A 23,845-nucleotide genomic window follows, 5' to 3' on the forward strand; every position below is an offset into this window, starting at 1 on the left:
GCCGCGCCGGGCCGTGGCCGGACCGGCGTTCGTCAGGAGGTCTCGGCCGCCACCGCCTTGGCGGGAACCGTCTCCGGCGTGGGCGGCTCCGCCGCGGTCACCTCCTGCGCCGTCGCCTCCATAGTGACGGTCGCCTCCACGGAGACCGGCGTCGCCTCGACCGTGACCGGGGTCGTTTCCACCGTGACCGGTGTCGCCTCGACCGTGGCAGGGGTCGTTTCCACCGTGACCGGCGTCGCCTCGACCGTGGCCGGGGTCGCCTCGACCGTGGCCGGGGTCGCTTCGGCGTCCGCCTGCGGCCTTTCCGGCCCGGGCTCGCCCGCGACGGCCTTCTTCTCGATGGAGACCTTCTCCTCGGCCGTGTCCTCCTCCACGGGCACCCGCTCCCCGTCCGCCGGCGTCGTGCGCGGCGGGAGCAGGCCGAGCACAGCCTGCCGTTGGCCGTCGCTCGTCGCGTCGTCGTAGGGGTCCGGTGTGGCCGGAACCTGGAGGCGGTGCACCGGCCCGGTGCCCAGACGGGCGTATCCCCGGCCGGGCGGGACCTGATCCGGGGGCGTGGTGTGCGGGGGAGCGCCGAGCGCCGTCGCCAGCTCGTCGGCCGTGGCCGGGCCGAGGACGACACGCGCGCGCGTGTGCTGCCGTACGGCGTCGCCGAGGCTGCCCAGGGCGTCCAGCTGGTCGGCGACGACCACCGTCACGTTCGCGGCGCGGCCGTGCCGCAGGGGGACGTGGAGCAGGGACTGCGGGTCCTTGCGGCCGTCCGCCGCGGCCAGGTGCGCGAACGCGCTCGGCCGGTCCAGGAAGACCCACAGCGGCCGCTTGGTGTCCTCGGGCGCCGGCCGGCCCTCCTGACGGGCCCGGTTGACGGTGATCAGCCGGCGCTCCGTCTCGGCGGCGGCCCACTCCAGGCTGGTCAGCGCACCGGTGAGGCCGCACTCGACGGCCAGGACGCCGTCCCGGCCGACCAGGCAGGCGTACTCGCCGGTGCCGCCGCCGTCGACGATCAGCAGGTCGCCGTGGCGCAGGGCCTGCAGCGCGACCGAGCGCAGCAGGGTGGACGTGCCGGCACCGGGCTGCCCCAGGACCAGCAGGTGGGGCTCGGTCGAGCGGATGCCGGTACGCCAGACGACCGGGGGCACGTCGCGCCGATCCTCGCCGTGGGTGAGCGGGAGGGTGCGCTGGACCCGGGTCGGGTCGGTGAAGCCGAGGACGGTCTCACCGGGCGCCGTCACGAAGCGCTGCGCGGCGATGTCGGTGGGGAGCGCCGGGAGTACGTCGACGGAGAGGTGGTTGGCCTCCTCGTCCCACGTGAATCGGTACTCCCGGCCGCGGCCGGACTTCGCGGTGAGCAGGTGCTCGATCCGGGCGCGGGCCTCGGCCTCACCGTCGGTGAAGTACGCGGGGTAGCGGATCACCAGGTGGGCGAAGCGGCCGGTGTCGTCGAAGTCGTACGCGGGGAACGCCTTCTCCCACGTGCCGCCGTGGGCGTACAGGGGGTCCGGGTCCTCCGCGATGGAGAAGTACGGGACCAGCGCCTCGTAGAGGGACCGCAGGCGCCGGGTCTGGGAGTCGTCGGGTCCCTCCGGCTCCGCCGGGGCGCGGTCCCTGCCCTGCCAGGCTGCCGCCGCCATCAGGGCGACGACGGCGAGCAGCGGGCCGTACGGCATGAGTGCCACGACCAGGACCACCGAGGCCACCAGGAACAGCAGCGCGCCGCGCCGGTCCTTGGGGGTCTCGGTCCATCTGCGCCGCGCGGCCGCGGCCAGGCGGCGCAGACCGCGGGCGATCGTGATCAGCGGCTGGAGGACGTCGGTGGCGCTGTCGGCCGCCGTCCGGGCCAGCTCCCGGCTCCGGGCGAGCTGTGCGCCGCCGTTGCTCAGAATGCGGGGGAGGGGCCGCCGGGCCACTGCTGCCTCCTGGAAGTGCGTACGTGAGGATGTCGGGCGGGGGAGAGGGGCGTCAGAACTTGATTCCGCCGAGGAGGCCCGCCAGGCTCTCGCCGCCCGCCTTGATGCTCGGGGCGATGGCCGTACTCGCGAGGTAGAACCCGAACAGGACCGCGACCAGCGCGTGTGAGGCCTTGAGGCCGTCCTTGCGGAAGAAGATGAAGACGACGATGCCGAGCAGGACCACGCCTGAGATCGAGAGGATCATGTGAGTTCTCCTGGTTCGCGGGGACAGTCACCATGAGTACTTCCAGGCTCACAGCATGTATCCATACGATAAAAGGTGCAAATGGGGGAATTTTTGACGAATTACCCCACGCGGCGGAGTAGTCCTTGGGCCGGTTGAGCAGGGCGGTTGCGCCCTGGAGGGTCCGTGCCGATCTTTACCTCGGGCACTTCGGCTCATGTGCGGCGCGAGCCAGTACCCTGGCGATTCACTCGCACGGCCGCACCGCTCGCGGTCGTGCGCACAGTCCCCGGCATACGTTGTGAGAGGTGGTCCGGCCGATGAGTGAAGCCCCCGACCCGGAGGTCGTGGAGCTGGCGACCAAGATCTTCGATCTGGCCCGGCAGGGCCGGACCGAGGAGCTGGTGGCGTATGTGGACGCCGGTGTTCCCGCCAATCTCACCAACGACCGCGGCGACTCCCTCGTCATGCTCGCCGCCTACCACGGCCACGCCGACGCGGTGCGCGCGCTGCTGGCCCGCGGCGCCGAGGCCGACCGCGTCAACGACCGGGGTCAGACCCCGCTCGCCGGTGCCGCCTTCAAGGGTGAGACGGAAGTGACCAGGGCGCTTCTGGAGGCCGGCGCGGATCCGTCCGCCGGTACCCCGTCGGCCGTCGACACGGCGCGCATGTTCGCCCGGACAGAGCTGCTGGAGCTGTTCGGCGCCCAGTGACCGGACGCCGATCCGGACTGCTCCGGGTCAGCTCCACACTGACTGACCAGGGAAAACGCGAATAACGGGGGAGGCGGTAACGGGCCGCCGAAATTTCGGTCGCGGCAGATGTGACCGCCGGGTCATCATGACGACGTGGTTCACGGACGTGATGGCTGGGCAGGTGTTGCCGCACCGCGCGGGCCGTGACACGGCCCGCAAGGGCCACCGACGAGAGGCAGAGGAACATGGTCTTCGGCAAGCAAGAGACGGCGGGCGCTTCGACGTGTTGGCGCACGGCCAGGTAACGCGTGCTCCCCGGTTGCGTCGACGCTTGATGTGAGGCTGTTTCCCATGTTCGATCCGGTCATAGCGCCCAGCGGTACGCTGCTCGGCCTGCTTCAGCGGGGTCGCGGCGACGGCACGCTGCATGCGCTCACCGCTCCGCGCCCCGAAGCGCTCGCGGCACTCAACCACTGCGTGCTGCACGACCCCCGCCACGACTGGCAGGTCGAGAACCGTTCCCTCTACTACGCCCGCCTCTACCTCGACCTGAACGGCGAGCTGGACGCGATCGAGGACCACCTCTTCGACCCCGAGGACATCCTCGACGCCGACGAGTCACGCACCGGGCTGGCCCTCGCGGTCCTCGGCCACCTCGCCTCCTACGGCAGGCTGGACGCGCTCCAGCTGCTGCGCAGGTACGCCGCCCACGGCGTCAACTGGGCGTGGGCCCTGGACGAACTGGCGCTGCGCGACGACGACGCCGGTCTGCGCGCCCTCGCCGCGCCCGTCCTGGCGCGCTTCTCGCGCGATGCCGAGGGCGACGCCGAGCTCGCCGTCGCGGTGCGGGACGCCTTCGAACCACGGCCCTGGCGGCTGTGGGCCGACGATCCGCGCGAATCGATCGCCACGCGCGTGCGTGCCGCCCACGAAACGGGCAGCTTCGACCGCTGGCAGCGGCAGATGAGCCCCACCGGCCCGCGCCCGGGCTGGAGCGTCCGGGCCGTGTTCGAGTGGGCCCAGCAGGGGGTGGATCGAGGCGCCGCGCTCCATGTGCCGGCCGCCCGGTGCCTCACCGCCGTCGCCGGGCCCGAGGACCGGCCCGAGATCGTCCAGGCCGCCCGGTCCGGAGACGAGGGCGCCCGCTGCACGGCTCTGCGCTATCTCGCCGACGGCAACGATCCGGACGCCCTCGACCTGATCGAGGGCGCCGTGGCCGACGGCTCGACGCCGGTCGTGGAGGCCGCCGTCGCCGCCTTCGAGCGCATGCGCAGCCTCGCCGCGGTCGACCTGGCGCGCCGCTGGGTGCACCGGCCCGACGCCCTCGGCGCCGCCGCCGGGCGGGTACTCGCCTGCCGGGGCGGAACCAAGGACCGCGACCTCGTCCTCGCCGCGCTGCGGGAGGCGGTACGCGGTGAAGGCCCCGACGCGCCGACCCTGTGGACCCTCGTCGACGGCACCGGCCGGCTCGGCATCGCCTGCGCCGCGCCCGTACTGCGCCACATCTACCGGGAGACCGCCTCCTCCCACCTGCGCGGCCGGGCCGCCCGCGCGCTGGCCGCCACCGACCCGTCCTTCGCCGCCGGGTTCGCCATCGAGTGCCTGTGGGACTGCGAGGAGACCACCCGCGAACTTGCCGCCCGGCATGCCGAGACCGGCGACAACCGCGTCGTCGAACGACTGCGCAGGCTCGCCGCCGATCCGGCCGAGGAGGACGAGGTCCAGACGGCCGTACGCAGCCGCTTCGGACCGGACGCGCCGGCCGTGTGAGCGAATGCGGACGGCTGCGGACTGACGGCTGACGGCTGACGGCGGAGGCCGCGCGCGGGCGCTCGGGGAGCGGGCGGAGACGCCGCGCGGGTACGGGCGCTCGTGTCCGGCTCGCGTGGGTGCGCAGCCGACGACCTCGGAGCGGCCTCCGGAGCGAGCCGCCGCCCATCCGGCCGTCCTCGCGGACGTGGCCTTCGGTCGGTCGTCCTCGGGCACGTGGCCTTCGGTCGGTCGTCCTCGGGCACGTGGCCTTCGGTCGGTCGTCCTCGGGCACGAGGCCTCCGGCTGGTCGTCCTCGGGCAGTGGCGCGGCCCGCCCCGGGCGTCGCCCACCGGTCCGCGAAGACCGGTCCCCGCGTCGCGGGTGGCTCGCGCCGGCGGGCGTCACCGCTGCGGGGCGCCGGGCGCCACTCCTGCGGGTCGCCGGTCGCCGGTCGCCGCGTGACGCCAGGGTGGTCCCGTCCATGTGCGTCGCCTCTGTATGCGTCGCCTCCATATGCCGCGCTCTCCGTGTGCGCGTTCTCCATATGCGCGCTCTCCGTGTGCGCGCCCTTCGTGTGAACGACGGATGGCCCTCGGGTACGGCTGGTGTGGCCGCGGTCTGGCCCACTCGGAGGGCAGGGCAACGCTCATGGGACGTTCCTCGGCCGGAAAGATCGACGTTGACGCGAGCACGTCCAGTCCGGCGACAACACCGGTATGCGTGTCGTCATCGTGACCGAATCCTTTCCCCCCGATGTGAACGGCGTCGCCCACTGCGCGCTCCAGACCGCCCGGCACCTCGTCGAACGCGGTCACGACTGCGTCGTCGTCGCCCCGGCCACAGCTCCCGGCAACGCGGCGGACACCTCCGCCCCGTGCCCCCTCGTCCGGATCCCCTCCCTCCCGCTCCCCGGCTACCCGCAGGTCCGCGTCGCCCTCCCCAGCCGGCGCGTGGCCGCCGCCATCGCCGAGCACCGCGCCGACCTCGTCCACCTGGCCAGCCCCTTCGTCCTGGGCGTCCGGGGCATGGCCGCCGCCGCACGGCTCGGTGTCCCCGCCGTCGCCGTCTACCAGACCGACCTCGCCGGATACGCCCGCACGTACATGGGGGCGGGCGAGGCTGCGGCCTGGCGGCGCATCCGCGCCGTGCACTCCGCAGCCGACCTCACCCTCGCCCCGTCCGGCGCGGCCCTGCGCGACCTCCAGGCGCACGGTGTGCCCCGGGTCGGCCTGTGGCCGCGCGGGGTGGACACCGCCCGCTTCCGGCCCGACCGGCGCGACGAGGCACTGCGCCGCGAACTCGCCCCGAACGGTGAGCTGATCGTCGGCTACGTCGGGCGGCTCGCCCCCGAGAAGCAGGTGGAACTGCTCGCCGGTGTCTGCGGCCTGGACGGTGTGCGCGTCGTGGTGGTCGGCGACGGACCCAGCCGGCCCGGCCTGGAGCAGGCGCTCCCCGGCGCCCTCTTCCTCGGCCGCCGTACCGGCGACGACCTCGCCCGGGTCTTCGCCTCACTGGACGTCTTCGCGCACACCGGCCCCTTCGAGACGTTCTGCCAGACCGTGCAGGAGGCCATGGCGAGCGGCGTGCCCGTCGTCGCGCCCGCCGCCGGCGGCCCACTGGACCTCGTCGCCCACGGGCGCACCGGACTGCTCGTGCCCCCGCGCGACGCCGCCGCCGTACGCGACGCGGTGTGGTCGCTGGCAGCCGACCCCGCACTGCGGGCCGCGTACGGAGCGGCCGGGCGGACGGCCGTCGAGGGGCGCACCTGGGCGGCCGTCGGCGACCGGCTGATCGGGCACTACACGGACGTCCTCGCCTCGCGGAAGGCGGTGCTGGCGGCATGAGCGGCCCGCTGCGGATCGTCCGGCTCGCCAATTTCGTCGCGCCCGCGTCCGGCGGCCTGCGCACCGCGCTGCGCGAGCTGGGCAAGGGCTTCCGCGAGGCCGGACACGACCCGGTCCTCGTCGTCCCCGGCGAGTACGCCGACGACCGGGAGACCGAACAGGGCCGGGTGATCACCCTCCCGGGGCCGCTGCTGCCGGGCACCGGCGGCTACCGCGTCCTGACCGGCAGGCGGCGCGTGGCCGCGCTGCTGGAGGAACTGGCACCCGACCGGCTGGAGGTCTCCGACCGGACCACGCTGCGCTGGACCGGCAAGTGGGCCCGGCGGGCCAGGGTCCCCGCCGTGATGGTCTCCCACGAGACCACCGACGGGGTGCTGCGCACCTGGGGCCTGCCCCAGCGGACCGCCGTGCGTACCGCCGACGCCCTCAACACACGTACGGCGCACACCTACGCGCGCGTGGTGTGCACCACGGAGTTCGCCGAGCGCGAGTTCGTCCGTATCGGGGCCCGCAACGTCGTACGGGCTCCTCTCGGCGTCGACCTGGCGGGACGGCACCCGGCGCTGCGCGATCCGGGACTGCGCGCCCGGCACGCGCGCGCGGACGAGACGCTGCTGATGATGTGTTCCCGGCTCTCCGTGGAGAAACGGCCCGGCACGGCGCTCGACGCACTGGCGGCGCTGCGGCGGCGCGGTGAGCGGGCGGTGCTGGTGGTGGCCGGGGACGGGCCGCTGCTCCCGCGGCTCCGGCAGCGGGCGCGGGAGCGGGGGCTGCCGGTGACCTTTCTCGGTCACGTCGCCGACCGCGGGCTGCTCGGCGCGCTCCAGGCGTCCGCCGACGTGTGCCTGGCCCCGGGACCGGCCGAGACCTTCGGGCTGGCCGCGCTGGAGGCGATGGCGTGCGGCACGCCCGTGGTGGCCAGCGCGTCCTCGGCGCTGCCGGAGGTGATCGGCTCCGCCGGGGCCGTCGCCGCCGACCACGGGGAGGCCTTCGCGGACGCCGTGGACCTCCTTCTCGGACGCCGGGAGGAGGACCGGCGGGAGGCGGCACGCGCGCGTGCCGAGTGTTTCGGCTGGGACGCGGCGGTCGAGGCGTTCCTGGCCGCGCACGACGCGACGGTCCGCACGCGTCCCGTGCCGCCCGAGGCCGTGTCATGAGACGCGTCCGGTTCGTGGCCCTCGGCGACTCGCTCACCGAGGGCGTGGGCGACCCGGTGGGCGACGGGTGGCGCGGCTGGGCCGCGTTGCTCGCCGCCGGGATCGCCGAGGATCCCGTCGAGTTCACCAACCTCGCCCTCAGCGGGGCGCAGACTCGTGACGTGGCCGAGCGGCAGCTGCCCGTCGGCCTCGCCCTGCGCCCCGACGTCGCGTCCGTCGTCGTCGGCGTCAACGACACCCTGCGCCGCACCTTCGACCTCGGTGCCGTCGCCGCCCGGCTCGACGCGGTGTACGCCGCCTTCACCGGGCAGGGCGCGCTGCTGCTCACGGCGTGCCTGCCGGACCCCGGGGCGATGCTCGGCCTGCCGGGTGTGCTGGCCCGCCCGCTGGCCCGGCGGCAACGGGCGGTCAACGCCGTGGTGCACGCCCTGTCCGGCCGGTACGGGGCCGTGCACCTGCACGCGAGCGAGGGCGACTGGATCACGGACCGCGCGATGTGGAGCGCGGACCGGCTGCACCCCGGCGAGCGGGGCCACCGGCAACTGGCCCTGCGCTTCCACGCCCTGCTCGCCCAGCGCGGCGACGCCACCGGGCCCGCGCCCTCGCCCGAGAACGAGTCCCCCGCGCCCACCAGGTCGGCGGCACTGTGGTGGCTGGCCACGGCCGGCACCGGCTGGGTGGCCCGGCGCTGCACCGACCTGCTGCCGCAACTGCTGGCGCTGGCCGCCGACGAACTGCGGCACCACGCGCGCGGGACGAGCACCCGGCTCGACCTGCGCACGTCCGCCGCGGTCTCCGCCGCGCTCGCGGCCCTGTCGCCGACGGAGCGACCAGAGGCGGCGTGACCGGCGGCGCGAAGACGCGTGCCGGTGCGGTCGCGTGGCCGAGCGGGACGGAGGCCACGGGCCACGGAGCATGCGAGCCGCGCGGGGCCTCCCCGTCCGCGTACGGCGTCGGTGCTCGCGCACGACGGCACGCGGGGCGGCGGTATCGGCGTCGGGCCTCCGCGCAAGCCGGTACGGCGGCGTACGCGCTCGTGTGGGCCGTACGGCGGTGTCAGCGTCTGGGGGCCGTGGGGGCCGTGGGGGCCGTGGGGGCCGTATGGGCCGTATGGGCGGTACGGCGCGTCAGCGTCTGCGTACGGTCACGAAGCGCACCGGCGTCCCGGGTGCCGCCTGGGCCGCCGCCGGGAGGTCGGCGGTGCGGACCACGCCGATCACCGGATAGCCGCCGGTCGTCGGATGGTCGGCCAGGAAGACGACCGGTCTGCCGTCGGGCGGCACCTGGACCGCGCCCAGCACCATGCCCTCACTGGGGAGTTCGCCGGCCCGGGCCCGTCGCAGAGCCGGTCCTTCCATGCGCAGGCCGATGCGGTTGCTCGCGGGCGACACCCGGTACGCGCGCGAGGTGAACGTCCGTACCGCCTCCGGCGTGAACCAGTCGGCGCGCGGGCCCGGCGTCACCCGCAGGACCAGCTCAGCCGGGGGCGCCGGCTGCGGGGCGACGTCCACGCGCGCGTGCTGCCCGCGCGGTCGCCCCAGGGGCAGCACCGTGCCGTCGGCGAGGGGCGGTGGGCCGAGGCCGGACAGCAGGTCGGTGGAGCGGCTGCCGAGGACCGGCTCGACGAGGATGCCGCCGGAGACGGCCACATAGCTGCGGACGCCGGAGTCGGCCGCTCCCACGTTGAGCAAGGCGCCGGCGGGCACGGCGACCGGCGCCCCCCAGGGCACCGGCCGGCCGTCCACCGTCACCGGGCAGGGAGCGCCGCCGACCGCCACCGTGACCGCGCAACGCGGACGCAGGGCGCAGCCGGTGAGCGTGGTCTCCAGGACCGCGGCGTCGGGCGGGTCGCCGACCAGCCGGAGGACCAGCGACGCCGCGGGCGCGTCGAGCGCGCCGGAGCGGGGGACGCCGAGGTGCGCGTGGCCGGGGCGGCCCCGGTCCTGCACGGTGGTCAGGGCCCCCGCCCGGACCACGGCGAGCGCACGGTCCGTCATGAACCCCCCTGATGCCCGCACCGGGGACCGCGGCGGACGAACCGCACGCGCGTGCCCGGCGACAGCAGTGCCGCGGGCACGCGCGTGTGGTCCCACAGCACGGCGTCCGTGGTACCGATCAACTGCCAGCCACCCGGCGACGATCGCGGGTACACGCCGGTGTACGGGCCCGCCAGCGCCACCGATCCGGCCGGAACGGCCGTGCGCGGGGTGTCCCGGCGCGGGACGTCGTAGCGCGCGGGCAGACCGGTGAGGTAACCGAACCCGGGCGCGAACCCGCAGAAGGCGACGTGGAACTCGGTACCCGAGTGGATGCCGCCCACCTGGTCCTCCGCCACGCCCCAGTACGCGGCGACATCGGCCAGGTCCGGACCGTCGTAGCGGACCGGGATCTCGACGACGCGACCCGCGCGCGGGGGAGCGGGCGGCACCTCGGCGGCGGTCAGTTCGGACGCCAGCCGGGCGGCGTCGGTGAGGCCGTCGAGGAGGACGGTGCGGGCCGCCGGGACGATCTCCCGGGCCGTGAGCGTGCCCTCCGCGCGGCGCCGCAGCAGCTCCGCGTGCAGTGCCTCGGCCTCGTCGCCCGAAGAGACCTCGACGAGCAGCGCGTCGTCACCGACCGGCAGGACGTTCATGCGAAGGCCTCCACGCGGACGCCCGACGCCTCCAGCCGCTTCCGGACCCGGCGGGCCAGTTCCACTGCGCCGGGTGTGTCGCCGTGCACGCACAGGGAGCGGGCCCGGACCTCGACACGCGCCCCGGAGAGCGCGGTGACGGTGCCGGAGACGGCCAGGCCCACCGAGCGCTCCACGACGGCGTCCGGGTCGGCGACCACGGCGCCCTCCCGCCCCCGGGGCACCAGCGTGCCCTCGTCGGTGTACGCGCGGTCGGCGAACGCCTCCGCGACGACCGGCAGCCCGGCCCGCCCGGCCAGCGCCAGCAGGCGTGAGCCGGGCAGTCCGAGCACGGGCGGAGCACCACCCGCGAGGAGCACACCGTCGACGACCGCCGCGGCCTGCTCCTCGTCCCGCACCACCCGGTTGTACAGGGCACCGTGCGGCTTGACGTACGCCACGCGCGTGCCGGCCGCGCGCGCGAACACCTCCAGGGCGCCGACCTGGTAAGCCACCTCGGCCGCCAGCTCGGCGGACGGCACGTCCATCGCGCGCCGCCCGAAGCCGGCCAGGTCCCGGTAGGAGACCTGGGCGCCGACCGTGACGCCCCGCTCGGCCGCCAGCTCGCACACCCGCCGCATGGTGGCCGGGTCCCCGGCATGGAAGCCGCACGCCACGTTGGCGCTGGTGACGACCGAGAGCAGGCCCTCGTCGTCGGTGAGCCGCCAGCGGCCGAAACCCTCGCCGAGGTCGGCATTGAGGTCGATCGACGTCATGTCTCCAGTGTCTCCGGTTTCCGGCCTGTGTCGGGACCTCCCGGGATCAGGCCACGCGGTACTGCTCGTCCCGCGCGTCGGTGAGGAGCATCTGCCCCGGCGCGTGGGTGAGGGCGAAGGGCGGACGCGAGGCCATGACCGCCGCCTGCGGGGTCACCCCGCACGCCCAGAACACCGGGATGTCGTCCGGCTCGCCGTCCACCGGGTCGCCGAAGTCCGGCCGGCCGGGGTCGTCGATGCCGAGCGCCGACGGATCACCGCAGTGCACCGGGCCGCCGTGCACCGCCGGCAGCAGGCTGGTCTCCCGGATCGCCGCCGACAGGTGAGCGGGCGGTACCGGGCGCATGGACACCACCATCGGCCCGTGCAGCCGCCCGGCCGGACGGCACGGCCGACTGGTGACGTACATCGGGACGTTGCGCCCCTGTTCGACATGGCGGATCGGGACGCCCGCGGCGGCCAGCGCCCACTCGAAGGTGAAGCTGCAGCCGATCAGGAAGGACACCAGGTCGTCCCGCCAGTGCGCGCGTACGTCCGTCGGCTCGTCCACCAGTTCGCCGTCCCGCCACACCCGGTAGCGCGGCAGATCGGTGCGCAGGTCGGCGCCGTCGGCGAGCGCGGTGGTCCAGGACCCGGCGTCCGTGACGTCGAGGACCGGGCAGGGCTTCGGGTTGCGGGTGCAGAACAGCAGCACGTCGTAGGCCCAGTCGGCGGGCACCGAGATCAGGTTGGCCTGGGTGTGGCCGGCCGCGACCCCGGCCGTGGGGCCGGTCAGCCCCTCCCGGAAGCGGGTGCGGGCCGATTTCGGGCTCCACGCGCGCGCGTGCTCGTCGACGAGGGCGACGGGACGGTCCTCGGTCACGTGGTGTGGGTTCTTCACGTCAGTTCCCTTCCGCGCGTCTCCGGCAGCCCCAGCAGTGCCAGCGCCGCGATGCCGTAGCCGATGGCGCCGAAGACCAGCGCGCCGCCCACACCCCAGCTGTCGGCCAGGAAGCCGACCGTGGTCGGGAAGACGGCGCCCACGGCGCGGCCGGTGTTGTACGTGAACCCCTGGCCGGCACCCCGCACGGCCGTCGGATACAGCTCGCTCAGATACGAACCGAAGCCGCTGAAGATCGCCGACATGCAGAAGCCGAGGGGGAAACCGAGGAGCAGGAGCAGGGTGTTCGCGCCGCTGGGGATGTTCGCGTACGTCAGGATGCAGAGCGCCGACAGCAGTGCGAAGAGCCAGATGTTGCGCTTTCGGCCCAGCCGGTCGGTGAGGTAGCCGCCGGTGAGGTAGCCGATGAAGGCTCCCGAGATCAGGAAGGTCAGGTACCCGCCGGTGCCGACGACCGACAGGTCGCGCTCGTCCTTGAGGTACGTCGGCACCCAGGTGGCGAGGGTGTAGTAGCCGCCCTGGACGCCGGTGGAGAGCAGGCTCGCGAAGAGCGTCACGCGCAGCAGGCCCGGTGCGCCGGCGGTGCCCGGCTTGAAGATCGCCGCGAACGAGCCCTTTCCCGCGCCCTTCTCCCGGGCCTCGGCGGCCTTGGGCGCGTCGTGGACGCTGCGCCGCACCCACACGACGAGCAGCGCGGGCAGCGCGCCGGTCCAGAACATGACGCGCCAGGCCAGATCGTCGCCGACCAGCGAGAACACCAGCGTGTACACGACCACCGCGAGCGCCCAGCCCACGGCCCAGGAGCTCTGGATCGCGCCGAGCGTGCGACCGCGGTTCTTGGCACTCGCGTACTCGGCGACCAGGATCGCGCCGACCGCCCACTCACCGCCGAAGCCGAGGCCCTGGAGCGCACGGAAGACCAGCAGCGTCTCGTAGTTGGGTGCGAAACCGCAGGCCACCGTGAACACGGCGTAGGTGATCACGGTGAGCAGCAACGCCTTGACCCGGCCTACACGGTCCGCCAGGACGCCCGCGAGCGCTCCGCCGATGGCCGAGACGACGAGCGTGACGGTCGTGAGCAGTCCGGTCTGGCCGCTGTCCAGGCCGAAGTACGCGGCCAGCGCGACCATCGTCAGCGGCAGTGTGAAGTAGTCGTACGAGTCGAGCGCGTAGCCGCCGAACGCGCCGCCGAAGGCGCGGCGGCCCCGCGGGCCCAGAGCGCGCAGCCAGCCGAACGGGCCGTCGTCGGCGGCGGGTTCGCCCGCGCCGGAAGGACGGGTTTCCACGGGCGGGGCCTGCGGTGGAGGGGGTGTGCTCATGGTGCACCTCGCAGTGGGAGGACGGAGAGTGCTTGTGGAGTGAGCCGTGCGGTGCGGTGCGGTGCGGTGAGCGGAGCGGAGCGGGCGCCGTGTCGTCACCTCTGGGCACCGTAGGGGATTGTTCAACGATCCCTCAATACCCCTGTTGTTTCGTTCTGGTATCTGCGATTCAATTCCGGGCATGGCAGAGCAGTTGACGGGACTGGCCGACGATCGCGCCCTCCTCGGGCGGACCAGCACCGCCGAGCGGGTCTCGGACATCCTCAGGAGCCGGATCGCCGAGGGCTACTTCCCGCCCGGGACCCGGCTGTCGGAGGACAGCATCGGTGGCGCGCTCGGGGTCTCGCGCAACACACTGCGCGAGTCGTTCCGGCTGCTCACCCACGAACGCCTGCTCGTCCACGAGCTGAACCGGGGCGTCTTCGTCCGCGTCCTCACCGTCGAGGACGTCGAGGACATCTACCGCACCCGCTCCCTCGTCGAATGCGCCGTCGTGCGGGGCCTCGGAGAGCCGCCGTACGGGCTGGAAGGACTCGCCGGGGCCGTCGAGGAGGGGCGGCGGGCCGCCCGCGAAGGTGACTGGAAAGGTGTGGGCACCGCCAACATCCACTTCCACCGGGAACTGGTCGCCCTCGCCGGCAGCGAACGCACCGACGAGCTGATGCGCAGCGTCTTCGCCGAACTGCGCCTCGCCTTCCACGTCGTGGACGACCCGCGGCGCCTGCACGAGCCGTACATCGCGCGGAACGCCGAGATCCTCGCGGCCCTGGAGAGCGGCGAGCGGGAGACGGCGGAGCGGCTGCTCGCGGTCTACCTCGAGGATTCGCTGAAGCGGGTCGTGGAGGTCTACCTGCGGCGGGTCGGGGACGAGCCGTAGGCCCGGGAGGCCGAACACCGCGTACGTGACTGCGGACGGGACCGCGTACGGAACTGCGGGCGGGACCGGGGACGAGACCGCGTACGGAACTGCGGGCGGAGTGCGGGAACCGCGTACAGGACCGCGAACACGGGCGGAGCGCCCCGCGACCGTCGTGTCGGCGCGCCCACGGTGCCTGTCGCGTCGGGGCGCATCTGCGTCGTTTGGGACGTTGTCAGACCGAGGACCTAGTCTGTGCACCGTGACTTCGCCTGCATCGACGGACAGCGTTCCGCCCCAGCTCAGCGCGGGGCCGCGCCCCGCCCAGGGCCCGGCCGCCGACGAGGGACTGGCGCGGCGGCTGCGCGCGCTCGCCTGCACGGCGCCGCTGCACGACCTCGACGCGCGCAAGGCCAACCTCGCGGGTGAGTACTCGGTGTACGGAATGGCGGAGGTCGCCCTCGCCGCCATCGACCTCGTCACACTGAACATGGACTTCGACACCGGTGCCGACCACGACCAGATAGCGGCCCGGCTGATCCCGCGCGTCGCCGCCCAGGCCCCGGCGCGGCCCGCCGCCGAGCACGAGCGGGTGGCCCGCTGGGTCCTGGAGAACCTGATCAACGTCGGCAGCGTCGACCGCGGCTTCCGCGCGGTGTACGGCACATTCGGGCCGGACGGCACCTACGTGCGCCGCGACTACGACTTCAAGCTCCTCGAAGAGGTCCCCGGCCCCGGCGGCGCCGTCTACCTGCGTACCACCGACGAGGCGGTCAACGTCCTCGTCGGCGCCCTGGACACCGACGTCACCAGCGCCCAGATCGCCGCCGAGGTCAAACTGGAGGTGCTGATCAGCCGTGGCCGCCTCGCCGACGCCCAGCTCGCCGCCGAACAGGCCCGGTACCGGACCGTCCAGTACTCGGAGACCCTGCGCAGGGCCCTGGACGCCACCCGGCGCAACGTCCGCGCGGTGGACTGGCTGAGCGCCGTCCCCGACATGATCGCCGAGGCCCTGGACCACGTCGCCGACCGGTACCGCCACGAGAACGCGATCCTCACCAACATCCGCAAGGCCCGCGACGAGTCCGAGGACCCCGAGCACAAGCGCCGCGCGGCCGAGCTCGTCGACATCGTCAAGGACTGCATCCGCCGCCACACCCAGCTCCAGTCCCGGCTCCTGGAAGCAGGCCCGCTCTTCCGCGCCGAACAGGACCGGCAGGCCTTCGCCACCCCCCTGACGACCTCGGGCCTGGACCTGTACGGCCACCTCGTCGCCCCCGTCCTGCCGCTGCCCCTGGAGCGGGCGCTCCGTGTCACCGACGCCTTCTTCGCCCGCGGCACCGGTCTGCGTACGCCCGTCTCCGTCCGGGTCGGCGACCTCGTCGACATACTGCTGGCCCCGCCGGTGGAGCGGGAGCACCTGGGCGCCGAGATGCCCGAGCCCGACCTGATCGCCACCCCGGACGACAGCCGCTTCAGCGAGGACCAGCTCGCGGCCGCCATGGAACTGCTCGACCTGCCGCACGACGCCCCGCGCCGGCTCTCCGGGCTGCTGACCGACGCCCGCGCCAAAGACGCGGAGCTCCCGTACCTCGTGGCCCTGCTGGCCGTCCACGCGGCCAGCCCGCCGGTCGGCACCGCGTACCGCCAGGGCGAACCGAAGCTGCTCTTCGCCGTGGACGACGGCACCGAGCTGGACGACCCCGAGTTCGGCGGCGCCGACCTCATCGTCGGCACGGCGCTGCTGGACGCGGCCGGGATGGCCGCGGACCGCACGGAGGCGGCATGAACGACCACCCGACGCGTCGGCGTCAGGACCGGCACCGGCACGGCGAGCACGAGCAGCAGCACCAGCACAGCGAGGAGTACCGACCGTGACCGAGCACGTCGACCGGAGCGAACCGGAGTCGGGTGCCGCGCCGGCCACCGCGGCCGTCACGCCCGCCGACGCCGCCGACGCGGCGCGGCTCGTCGCCTTCGGCCTGCAGCCCAAGCTGCTGCCCGCACGCGACCAGGAGTACGCCGACCTGCTGCGCCGCTACCGCGAGGACCCGGCCTTCGCCCGGCTCGCCGACGCGGTGGCGACCGGCCTCGGGCTGATCGTCCTGGAGGTGTCCCCGCGCGCGGGGATGGCCGTGACCGCCGCCGAGGACTCGGTGTTCGCCGTCCGCATGGGCGACTACGCGCGTCGTGCCGCCACCGACTCCGGTGACCGCTTCCTGCACGGGCTCGCCCACCTCGCCGTCGCCGCCATGGCCTACCCGCGTCCCGAGGATCTCGCCGACGACGGCTACATCGGCCGCGTCACGGTCAACGGCGTGGACGCCTTCGTCCGCCAGGCCTGCCGACGGCTGGAGGAGCGGGCCGAGGAGCAGGGCGAGAACACCGACCCGGCCACGGACGCCCCGGGGCTGGAGGCCGCCTGGCGGATCTGGGCCCGGCGCAGCTCGACCGGCGCGACCAAGGACGCGCGCAGACTCCCCGGCTCCACGACCGGCATCGTCGGCAAGGCCGCGGCCTTCCTCACCGAGTCCGGCTTCCTCCAGCGCACCGGCGACGACAACGGCGGTACGTACCGCACGACGGCCCGCTACCAGCTCCAGGTGCGCGACATGGCGGGCAGCGCCGCCATGGCCGAACTGCTCGACCTGGGTGTCGTCCCGGTCACCGACGGCACGGCGACGCTGCTGCCCGCCGAGGAGACGGAGGACCTGGAGCTGGTGGCCGACGCCGGACTGCCGTTCCACTCCTCCTGACACCGCCCACGCCCCGCGCCCCTCACGCCGCCCAGCCCCCCGCACCCCCGCTTTCCCGAAGACTTACGAGAGTCCGCCATGTACGAGCTGTCCCGGGTCCGCCTCTACTCCATCGGACCCGCCGGTGCGCGCTACGCCGACACCGTGCTTGACCTGCGCGGTGTGGGCGAGCCCGTGCCCGATCCCGCCCCCACGCAGGCGGAGTTCTTCGAGGAGGAGCCCGTCGGCCCGCCGCGCAGGCCCGCGCCCGCCGGCGTGCTCTTCCTGGAGAACGGCGGCGGCAAGTCCGTCCTGCTGAAGCTGATCTTCTCGGTGATGCTGCCGGGCCACCGCAACACCCTGGGCGGCGCCAGTTCCGGCGTGCTGCGCAAGTTCCTGCTCGCCGACGACTGCGGTCACGTGGCGCTGGAATGGCAGCACGTGCAGACCGGCGAGTGCGTCGTCGTCGGCAAGGCCAGCGAGTGGCGCGGCCGCCAGGTCTCGGGCGACCCGCGCAAGTTCGCCGAGGCCTGGTACTCCTTCCGCCCCGGCCCCGGCCTGACCCTCGACAACCTGCCCGTCGCCGAGGCCACCGCCGTACGACCGCCCGTCGAGGGCGTCTCCGGCGCCCGGGGCCGGCGGCGCACCATGAAGGGCTTCCGGGACGCGATCACCGAGGCCGGGAAGACCTACCCGCACCTGGAGGTGCACTGGGAGGAGATCCACGACCGCTGGATCGAGCACCTCGGCGATCTCGGCCTCGACCCCGAACTCTTCCGCTACCAGCGCGAGATGAACGCCGACGAGGGCGAGGCGGCCGGCCTCTTCGCCGTCAAGAAGGACTCCGACTTCACCGACCTGCTGCTGCGCGCCGTCACCGACACCCGCGACACCGACGGACTCGCCGACCTGGTCGGCGGCTTCGGCAACAAGCTCGGCCGGCGTGCGGAGCTGATCGCCGAGCGCGACTTCACCGCCGGGTCCGTCGACCTCCTCGGCCGGATCGTGGAGGCCGCCGACGCCCGCACCCGGGCACGGGACATCCACACCGCCGCCGAACGCCGGACCAGGACCCTGGCCCGCCGGCTTTCCGCCCGCGGCGCCCAGGAGCGGGTCCGGGCAGGCGATCTCGCCCAGCGGGTCACCGCCGCCGCCTACGCGGTCACGCACGCCGAGTCCGCGCGGGACCGCAGCTCCCGCATCGCCGCCGAACTCGCCTACCGGCACGCCTCCCTGGCCCTGACCGGGGCCGAGAAGTCCGCCGCCGCGCAGAAGCGCGAACTCGCCGACGCGCGCACCCTGCACGCCGCCTGGCAGGCCGCCGAGGCCGTGCTGCGCCACCGCGCCGCCGCCGACCGCGTCGCCCGCGTGTCCGCCGCCATCCAGGAGGCCGAGCGGGACGCCGCCCCCGCGCTCGCCGCCCGTGCCAAGGCCGCCGTCGAACTCGTCCGCGCCCTGCACGCGGCGGCCGGGAAGGCCGAGCACCACGCCAACGAGGAGGAGGAGCGGTCCGCCTCCCTCCAGGAGGTGAGCGACGCCGCCCACCGGGACTCCACCACCGCGGCCACCGAGGCGCAGCGCGCCCGCAGCGAGGCCGGGCACCTGCGCCAGCGCCTCACCGAGGTCGAGCAGGAGACCGCCGAGGCCGTCCGCGCCGGCTGGCTCGACGACAGCGCGCCCGACGCCGACCCGGCCCGCGCCGCCCTGGCGGCCAGCGACGCCGAGAAGACGACCGTCGCCGCCTGGGACACCGCCCGCGAGGCGGCACGCCGGGCCACGGAGCACGCGCGCGAGGCGGCCGCCGCGGAGAGCCGCGCCGAACTGACGGCCGCCCGCGCGGCGGACGCGGCCACCGCCGCCGAGCGCGCCCATCAGGCCGAGCACCGCACGGCCCAGGCCCTGACGGCCGAAGAACGGCTCGCCGAACTGCTCGGCCTGGCCGCCGAGACCCGCCCGGGCATCCCCCAGCCCCGCCAGGACGCCGACCGCGACGACCGGACCGCCGCCGGCGCACCGGAGGGGGCGCTGACCCCCGAGGAGCTCGACCGCTTCGCCGACGAGCTGCGCGAGCTGCTCGACGACACCGTCTCCGCCGCCGAACGCCAGCTGTTCGAGCTGCGCACCGCCGCCGCCGACGACTCCCGCATCCTCGGCGCGCTCGGTGACGGCGGACTGCTGCCGCCCGGCCCGGACGTGCTGGCCACCGTCGAGTTCCTCGGCGAGCACGGCATCCCCGCCCTGCCCGGCTGGCGCTACCTCGCGCAGGCCGTCGACCCCGCCGACCACGCGCGCGTGCTGGCCGCCCGGCCAGAGCTGGTCGACGGCGTGATCATCACCGACCCCGACTCGCACACCCGCGCCCGTGACGTCCTCGGCGACGCCGCCCTGCTGCCGCGCTCCGCCGTCGCCGTCGGCACGGCCGCCGCCCTGCTCGCGCCGACCCCGGCGCCGGACTCCGGCACCGGGGACGTCTTCCTCGTACCGCCGAACCCCGCCATGCACGACGAGCACGCCGCCGACGAGGAGCGACACGCGTTGCGCGCGCGGGCGAGCGAGCGCGACGAGGAGATCCGCGCCCTCGCCGCCCGGCTCGGCAAGGACCGGGAGCTGGCGGCCCGGCTCTCCTCCTGGCGCGCCGGCTGCCCCGCCGGACGACTCGCCGAACTGGCGCGGACCGCGCGGGAGGCGCGCTCCTTCGCAGAGGAGACCGAGGCCGAGCTGACCGAGGCGCGCACCGTGCGGGCCGAGGCCGACGAGAGCGCCGCCGAGGCCGTACGGACGCGGGACGAGCGGCAGGAGGCCGCGCAGAAGGCCCGCCGCGCCGCCGACGCCCTCGCCGGACTCGCCTTCCGGCTGCGTGAGCGCGCCGGCTGGCAGGTCAGGCTCCGCGAACTGGCCGACGATGCAACCGAGGCCGAGGCCCGCGCCCAAGCCTGCCTGGAGCGGGCCCGCGCCGCCGACGAGGACCGCCGCGCCGCCCAGCGGGCCGCCGACGACGCCCGCCGCACCGCCCGCACGCTGCGCGCCGAGCGCTCCGAGATCGCCGGCGCCCCCGACGACGTACCGCAGGACGCACCGGACGACGGCACGAGCGCGCCGAAGACGTCACTGCCCGCCCTCCGCGAGGCCTACCGCGCGGCCTCCCAGCTCTACGAGAAGGTCGGAGTCGGTGCCGACCTGCGGGCCGAGCAGGCCCGCGCGGAAAGCGACGAGAGCGCGGCCCGCGCCGAACTGGACCGGCTCAGCAACAAGGTCCGCACCAGGGCCGGACAGCTGCTGGAGTCGCCCGACGGCTCCGACGGACCGTCCCGGCAGGCCGCCGCCGCCCGCGCCGAGGAACTGGTGCAGCTCCTGGAGACCCGCGTGTCGAGCGCGAGCGAACAGCTCGGCCGGCTGCGCGGCGAGGCCGAACGGCTCGCGCCCGAGGACGGCGACGCCCACACCGAACTCCCGGAGGAACTCCTCCCGCGCGACGCCGAACACGCCCAGAGCCTGCTGCGCACGGCGACCGCCGAACTCGCCGCCCACAACGAGGCACTGACCCAGGCCCGCGACGCCCACGCCGAACTGCTCGACGCGCACCGGGCCGCCGAGGACGCGGCCGGCGGGTTCGACGAGGTCGCCGCCCTGCTCCGCGACCTGCTGCGCGAGCACGCCGCCGAGGAGGAGCAGGAGGAGCCCGAGCCCTACCCGGGCGGCCTGGAGGAGGCCCGCCAGTCCGCCGCGGAGGTCCGCCGCTCGCTGCGCGGCTGCGCCGCCGACCTGTCCGCCGCCGAGGCCGCCGTGCGCGAGGCGAGCGACGTCCTCGTCCGGCACGCCAACTCCACCCGCTACGAGCAGGTGCGCACCCCCGCCCGCCAGCAGATCCGCGAGCTGCCCGCCTCCGCGCTGCCCGAGCACGCGGGCAAGTGGGCGGACGCCTTCGCGCCCCGCCTCCGCGTCCTGACCGACGAGCTGGCCCAGCTGGAACGCAACCGCGACTCGATCGTGGACCGGCTGCGCGGCCTGGTCGAGTCGGCCCTCGCCACCCTCCGCTCCGCCCAGCGGCTCTCCCGGCTGCCGGAGGGCCTCGGTGAGTGGTCCGGGCAGGAGTTCCTCCGCATCCGCTTCGAGGAACCCGATCAGGCCACGCTCACCGAGCGGCTCGGCGAGGTCGTCGACGAGGCCACCCGGGCCGCCGTGAAGAAGAACTCCGACCTGCGCCGCGACGGCATGTCACTGCTGCTGCGAGGCGTCGCCGCCGCCCTCCAGCCGAAGGGCGTCGCCGTGGAGATCCTCAAGCCCGACGCCGTACTGCGCGCCGAGCGCGTCCCCGTCGGCCAGATGGGCGACGTCTTCTCCGGGGGCCAGCTGCTCACCGCGGCCATCGCCCTGTACTGCACGATGGCCGCGCTCCGCAGCAACGACCGGGGCCGCGACCGGCACCGGCACGCCGGCACCCTCTTTCTCGACAACCCCATCGGCCGTGCCAACGCCACCTACCTGCTGGAGCTCCAGCGGGCCGTGTCCGACGCGCTCGGCGTCCAGCTCCTCTACACCACCGGCCTGTTCGACACGACCGCGCTGGCCGAGTTCCCGCTGGTCATCCGGCTGCGCAACGACGCCGACCTCAGGGCGGGCCTCAAGTACATCAGCGTGGAGGAGCACCTCAGGCCGGGACTGCCCCAGCCGACCCCGGCCGGCGACGGCGAGACAGAGACGGTGCACAGCGAGATCACGGCGACCCGGATGTTCAAACGGCCCACCCAGTCACCCGCCTAGCGCGGGCTCAGCCGTCGAGCCCGCCCCGCCGTCGTCGCCGGCGAGCCGTTCCAGCAGCCACTCGTGGAAGGTGCCGATGTGGTGCTCGGTCGGCACGAGGACCCCGCCGGCGCGGTAGGCCCGCGACGCCATGGCGGGCTGGGTCCGCTCGCACGCCTCGAAGTCCTGTGTGTTGACCCGGTGGAACAGCTCGACCGACTTCGACAGATCGGCCCCGGACGCCACGACCTCGGGCGCGTACAGCCAGTCGCACTCGACGACCGTGCGATCCTCGGCGAGCGGGAACATGCGGTGCAGGATCACGTGGTCGGGGACGAGGTTGACGAAGACCGTCGGCTTGACGGTGACGGCGTAGTAGCGGCGGTCCTGGTCCTGCGACACCTCGGGCAGCCTGCCGAAACCCGCGCTGCCGTCGACCGTGAAGCCCCGCACGTCCTCGCCGAACTCGGCGCCGTGGCCCACGTAGTACTGAGCCGCGTAACCGTCGGTGAACTCCGGCAGCACGTCGGTGAGCTCGGGGTGGATGGTCGCGCAGTGGTAGCACTCCATGAAGTTCTCGACGATCAGCTTCCAGTTCGCCCGCACGTCGTACCTGACGCGCCGCCCGAGTGCCAGGCTCTCCGTCCCGTACTGCTCGATCGCGGCCGGGTCGCCGAGCCGTTCGACGACCGCGCCACGCACCGTCTCCTCGAAGGAGGGCGGCGCCTCGGCCAGACACACCCAGGCGTAGCCGAGCCACTCGCGCAGGGCGACCCCGACCAGACCGTACGCGGAACGGTCGACGTCCGGCATCTGTGTGAGGCCGGGCGCGGCGACCAGCCTGCCGTCGAGGTCGTACGTCCACGCGTGGTACGGGCACTGGAGGCTGCGGCGCACCTCGCCGGACTCCGCCAGGCAGAGCCGGGCCCCGCGGTGCCGGCAGATGTTGAGGAAGGCGCGCAACTCACCCGCGCGGGTACGCGTGATGACGACGCTCTCGCTTCCGACCTGCACGGTGCGGAAGGCGCCGGGCCGGTCCAGGTCGGCGCCGCGGACGGCGCAGAACCACATCGACTCGAAGACGTGCCGTTGCTCCTGACGGAAGACCTCCGGGTCGGTGTAGTAGTGGCCCGGCAGGGTCGCGATGAGGCTGGGGGACAGGGGAGTCGTCGTCACGTGAGTGCTCCTCCGGCGGGCGCGGCGGCGAGTCGGGCGGGGTCGAAGAGACCGATGGGGTGCGTGGTGGCGCCGGTCAGGGCCAGGTCGGCGAGGATCTCGCCCACCACGGGCACGAACTTGAAGCCGTGCCCGGAGAAGCCGCAGGCCACGGTGACCGAGTCGGGGTGCGCGGGGTGCGGGGCGATGACGAAGTGCTCGTCCGGCGTGGTGGTGTACATGCAGGTCGCGGCCTTGAGGAAGGCCCCGGGCAGGTCCGGGATGCGGCCGGACATGTGCTCCGCCATCGCCTCTACCTCGTGGTCGTACACGGTCCGGTCGATGGTCTCCGGGGTGGTGTCCCGCCCCTTGCGGAAGAAGGCGACCTTGGCACCGCGGCCGGGGCCGTCGATGGCCGGGAAGCCGTAGACCTGGACGCCGGCCGCGTCCTCCCAGACGTAGATCGGCTGGGAGGACGGGAGGAACGGCCGGGTGCCGTTCCTCGGCTGGAACCAGTACATGACCTGCCGCTCGACCGTGAAGGGCACTCCCAGATCCCCCAGCAGCCGCGGTGCCCAGGCGCCCGGGCAGATCACCAGTCGGGAGGCGGTGTAGGTGTTCTCGGCGGTGTGCACCCGCACGCCGTCCCGGTACGGCTCCCACCGTGTCATCGGCTCGTCGAAGTGCAGGTCGGCGCCCTGCCGGGTGGCGAGCTGGAGGTGGGCGGCGACCGTGTTCTCGGGGCGCAGGAGACCGGCCTTGGCCTCGTACAGCGCGACCTCGTCGTCCGCCGGGGTGAGCGTCGGGAAGCGGCGGCGGATCTCCCGCGCGTCCAGCAGCTGGTGCGGCAGGTCCCACTCGCGCGCCGAGCGCAGCGAGCCGGAGACGGTCCACGAGTCGGGGCGGCCGACCATCACCCCGCCGCAGAGCAGGGCGACGTCCCGGCCGGTGGCCCGCTCCAGGTCCTCGTACAGCTCGTAGGCGCGCAGGAGGAGCGGTACGTAGGCCGGGTCCTCGAAGTACGACTGCCGGGTGATCCGGGAGCCGCCGTGACTGGAGCCCCGGTTGTGCACCGGGCCGAACTTCTCCAGGCCCAGTACGCGGGCGCCGCGCGCGGACAGGTGGTGGGCGGCGGCGCTGCCCATGCCGCCGAGGCCGATGACGATCACGTCGTAGGTGGGGGACATCGGAG

18 protein-coding genes are annotated in these 23,845 nt (G+C 74.4%); 9 read left to right on the top strand and 9 right to left on the bottom strand.

Going from position 1 to position 23,845, the window contains the following annotated elements:
* Positions 1 to 32 precede the first annotated feature (32 nt).
* Together ACZ4V1_RS17850 and ACZ4V1_RS17855 are read right to left on the bottom strand one after the other, a co-directional pair.
* Positions 33 to 1,907, bottom strand: a complete 1,875-nt coding sequence (locus ACZ4V1_RS17850) for a hypothetical protein (RefSeq protein WP_468336349.1) — start codon at positions 1,905 to 1,907, stop codon at positions 33 to 35.
* Between the two features lie 52 nt (positions 1,908 to 1,959).
* Entirely contained in the window at positions 1,960 to 2,154 is a 195-nt protein-coding gene (locus tag ACZ4V1_RS17855; RefSeq protein ID WP_003977410.1) for a hypothetical protein, read from the bottom strand.
* Positions 2,155 to 2,453: 299 nt separating this feature from the next.
* Here ACZ4V1_RS17855 and ACZ4V1_RS17860 point away from each other — a divergent pair, with 299 nt between their 5' ends.
* From ACZ4V1_RS17860 to ACZ4V1_RS17880, 5 genes are all read left to right on the top strand, one after another.
* The gene (locus tag ACZ4V1_RS17860) at positions 2,454 to 2,846 is read left to right on the top strand and encodes an ankyrin repeat domain-containing protein (RefSeq protein ID WP_210961399.1); all 393 of its coding nucleotides are present in this window, start codon (positions 2,454 to 2,456) and stop codon (positions 2,844 to 2,846) included.
* Positions 2,847 to 3,179: 333 nt separating this feature from the next.
* A complete protein-coding gene (locus ACZ4V1_RS17865; protein WP_468336353.1) occupies positions 3,180 to 4,598 on the top strand; it encodes a HEAT repeat domain-containing protein in 1,419 nt (472 codons plus the stop codon).
* 698 nt (positions 4,599 to 5,296) lie between these two features.
* Positions 5,297 to 6,424 (top strand): glycosyltransferase family 4 protein, encoded by a 1,128-nt coding sequence (locus ACZ4V1_RS17870; RefSeq protein WP_468336356.1) that lies wholly within the window; start codon positions 5,297 to 5,299, stop codon positions 6,422 to 6,424.
* Positions 6,421 to 7,581 carry a glycosyltransferase gene (locus ACZ4V1_RS17875; protein ID WP_468336359.1) on the top strand — a complete coding sequence of 387 codons (1,161 nt, stop codon included), beginning with the start codon at positions 6,421 to 6,423 and terminating at the stop codon, positions 7,579 to 7,581. Before ACZ4V1_RS17870 ends, ACZ4V1_RS17875 begins: the two co-directional genes overlap by 4 nt.
* Positions 7,578 to 8,426, top strand: a complete 849-nt coding sequence (locus ACZ4V1_RS17880) for an SGNH/GDSL hydrolase family protein (RefSeq protein WP_468336362.1) — start codon at positions 7,578 to 7,580, stop codon at positions 8,424 to 8,426. Before ACZ4V1_RS17875 ends, ACZ4V1_RS17880 begins: the two co-directional genes overlap by 4 nt.
* A 282-nt stretch (positions 8,427 to 8,708) precedes the next feature.
* On the opposite strand, the gene ACZ4V1_RS17885 is transcribed toward ACZ4V1_RS17880, so the two are convergent.
* From ACZ4V1_RS17885 to ACZ4V1_RS17905, 5 genes are read right to left on the bottom strand one after another with little or no spacing between them, the layout of a single operon-like run.
* Complete coding sequence (locus ACZ4V1_RS17885; protein WP_468336365.1) at positions 8,709 to 9,578, bottom strand: 5-oxoprolinase subunit C family protein; 870 nt, start codon at positions 9,576 to 9,578, stop codon at positions 8,709 to 8,711.
* Positions 9,575 to 10,213 carry a 5-oxoprolinase subunit PxpB gene (pxpB, locus tag ACZ4V1_RS17890; RefSeq protein WP_468336368.1) on the bottom strand — a complete coding sequence of 213 codons (639 nt, stop codon included), beginning with the start codon at positions 10,211 to 10,213 and terminating at the stop codon, positions 9,575 to 9,577. Before pxpB ends, ACZ4V1_RS17885 begins: the two co-directional genes overlap by 4 nt.
* Entirely contained in the window at positions 10,210 to 10,968 is a 759-nt protein-coding gene (locus tag ACZ4V1_RS17895) for a LamB/YcsF family protein (protein ID WP_468336371.1), read from the bottom strand. Before ACZ4V1_RS17895 ends, pxpB begins: the two co-directional genes overlap by 4 nt.
* Positions 10,969 to 11,014: 46 nt before the next feature.
* Positions 11,015 to 11,848 (bottom strand): putative hydro-lyase, encoded by an 834-nt coding sequence (locus tag ACZ4V1_RS17900; protein ID WP_468336375.1) that lies wholly within the window; start codon positions 11,846 to 11,848, stop codon positions 11,015 to 11,017.
* Complete coding sequence (locus ACZ4V1_RS17905; protein WP_468336378.1) at positions 11,845 to 13,167, bottom strand: MFS transporter; 1,323 nt, start codon at positions 13,165 to 13,167, stop codon at positions 11,845 to 11,847. Before ACZ4V1_RS17905 ends, ACZ4V1_RS17900 begins: the two co-directional genes overlap by 4 nt.
* A gap of 181 nt (positions 13,168 to 13,348) precedes the next feature.
* Between ACZ4V1_RS17905 and ACZ4V1_RS17910 the strand changes: the two genes are divergently transcribed.
* From ACZ4V1_RS17910 to ACZ4V1_RS17925, 4 genes are all read left to right on the top strand, one after another.
* Positions 13,349 to 14,044: a GntR family transcriptional regulator gene (locus ACZ4V1_RS17910; RefSeq protein ID WP_468336381.1), complete on the top strand. Its 696-nt coding sequence runs from the start codon at positions 13,349 to 13,351 to the stop codon at positions 14,042 to 14,044.
* Positions 14,045 to 14,285: 241 nt separating this feature from the next.
* Positions 14,286 to 15,812: a hypothetical protein gene (locus ACZ4V1_RS17915; protein WP_468336384.1), complete on the top strand. Its 1,527-nt coding sequence runs from the start codon at positions 14,286 to 14,288 to the stop codon at positions 15,810 to 15,812.
* Positions 15,813 to 15,897: 85 nt separating this feature from the next.
* On the top strand, positions 15,898 to 16,779 hold the full coding sequence (locus tag ACZ4V1_RS17920; protein WP_468336387.1) for a hypothetical protein: 882 nt from the start codon (positions 15,898 to 15,900) through the stop codon (positions 16,777 to 16,779).
* Between the two features lie 78 nt (positions 16,780 to 16,857).
* Positions 16,858 to 21,519, top strand: a complete 4,662-nt coding sequence (locus tag ACZ4V1_RS17925; RefSeq protein ID WP_468336390.1) for a hypothetical protein — start codon at positions 16,858 to 16,860, stop codon at positions 21,517 to 21,519.
* On the opposite strand, the gene ACZ4V1_RS17930 is transcribed toward ACZ4V1_RS17925, so the two are convergent.
* Together ACZ4V1_RS17930 and solA are read right to left on the bottom strand one after the other, a co-directional pair.
* The gene (locus tag ACZ4V1_RS17930; protein ID WP_468336393.1) at positions 21,508 to 22,674 is read right to left on the bottom strand and encodes an aromatic ring-hydroxylating oxygenase subunit alpha; all 1,167 of its coding nucleotides are present in this window, start codon (positions 22,672 to 22,674) and stop codon (positions 21,508 to 21,510) included. The two genes, ACZ4V1_RS17925 and ACZ4V1_RS17930, sit on opposite strands and share 12 nt — an antisense overlap.
* A complete protein-coding gene (solA, locus tag ACZ4V1_RS17935; protein ID WP_468336396.1) occupies positions 22,671 to 23,840 on the bottom strand; it encodes an N-methyl-L-tryptophan oxidase in 1,170 nt (389 codons plus the stop codon). The genes ACZ4V1_RS17930 and solA overlap by 4 nt, the downstream gene beginning before the upstream one ends.
* Positions 23,841 to 23,845 lie beyond the last annotated feature (5 nt).

Source organism: Streptomyces sp. NPDC028991 (assembly GCF_055564775.1).

Coding starts and splice junctions, on each gene's coding strand:
- ACZ4V1_RS17925 (WP_468336390.1), top strand. CDS start 16,858: ATGTACGAGCTGTCCCGGGTCCGCCTCTACTCCATCGGACCCGCCGGT.
- ACZ4V1_RS17910 (WP_468336381.1), top strand. CDS start 13,349: ATGGCAGAGCAGTTGACGGGACTGGCCGACGATCGCGCCCTCCTCGGG.
- ACZ4V1_RS17875 (WP_468336359.1), top strand. CDS start 6,421: ATGAGCGGCCCGCTGCGGATCGTCCGGCTCGCCAATTTCGTCGCGCCC.
- ACZ4V1_RS17870 (WP_468336356.1), top strand. CDS start 5,297: ATGCGTGTCGTCATCGTGACCGAATCCTTTCCCCCCGATGTGAACGGC.
- ACZ4V1_RS17855 (WP_003977410.1), bottom strand. CDS start 2,154: ATGATCCTCTCGATCTCAGGCGTGGTCCTGCTCGGCATCGTCGTCTTC.
- ACZ4V1_RS17880 (WP_468336362.1), top strand. CDS start 7,578: ATGAGACGCGTCCGGTTCGTGGCCCTCGGCGACTCGCTCACCGAGGGC.
- ACZ4V1_RS17905 (WP_468336378.1), bottom strand. CDS start 13,167: ATGAGCACACCCCCTCCACCGCAGGCCCCGCCCGTGGAAACCCGTCCT.
- ACZ4V1_RS17885 (WP_468336365.1), bottom strand. CDS start 9,578: ATGACGGACCGTGCGCTCGCCGTGGTCCGGGCGGGGGCCCTGACCACC.
- solA (WP_468336396.1), bottom strand. CDS start 23,840: ATGTCCCCCACCTACGACGTGATCGTCATCGGCCTCGGCGGCATGGGC.
- pxpB (WP_468336368.1), bottom strand. CDS start 10,213: ATGAACGTCCTGCCGGTCGGTGACGACGCGCTGCTCGTCGAGGTCTCT.
- ACZ4V1_RS17895 (WP_468336371.1), bottom strand. CDS start 10,968: ATGACGTCGATCGACCTCAATGCCGACCTCGGCGAGGGTTTCGGCCGC.
- ACZ4V1_RS17860 (WP_210961399.1), top strand. CDS start 2,454: ATGAGTGAAGCCCCCGACCCGGAGGTCGTGGAGCTGGCGACCAAGATC.
- ACZ4V1_RS17865 (WP_468336353.1), top strand. CDS start 3,180: ATGTTCGATCCGGTCATAGCGCCCAGCGGTACGCTGCTCGGCCTGCTT.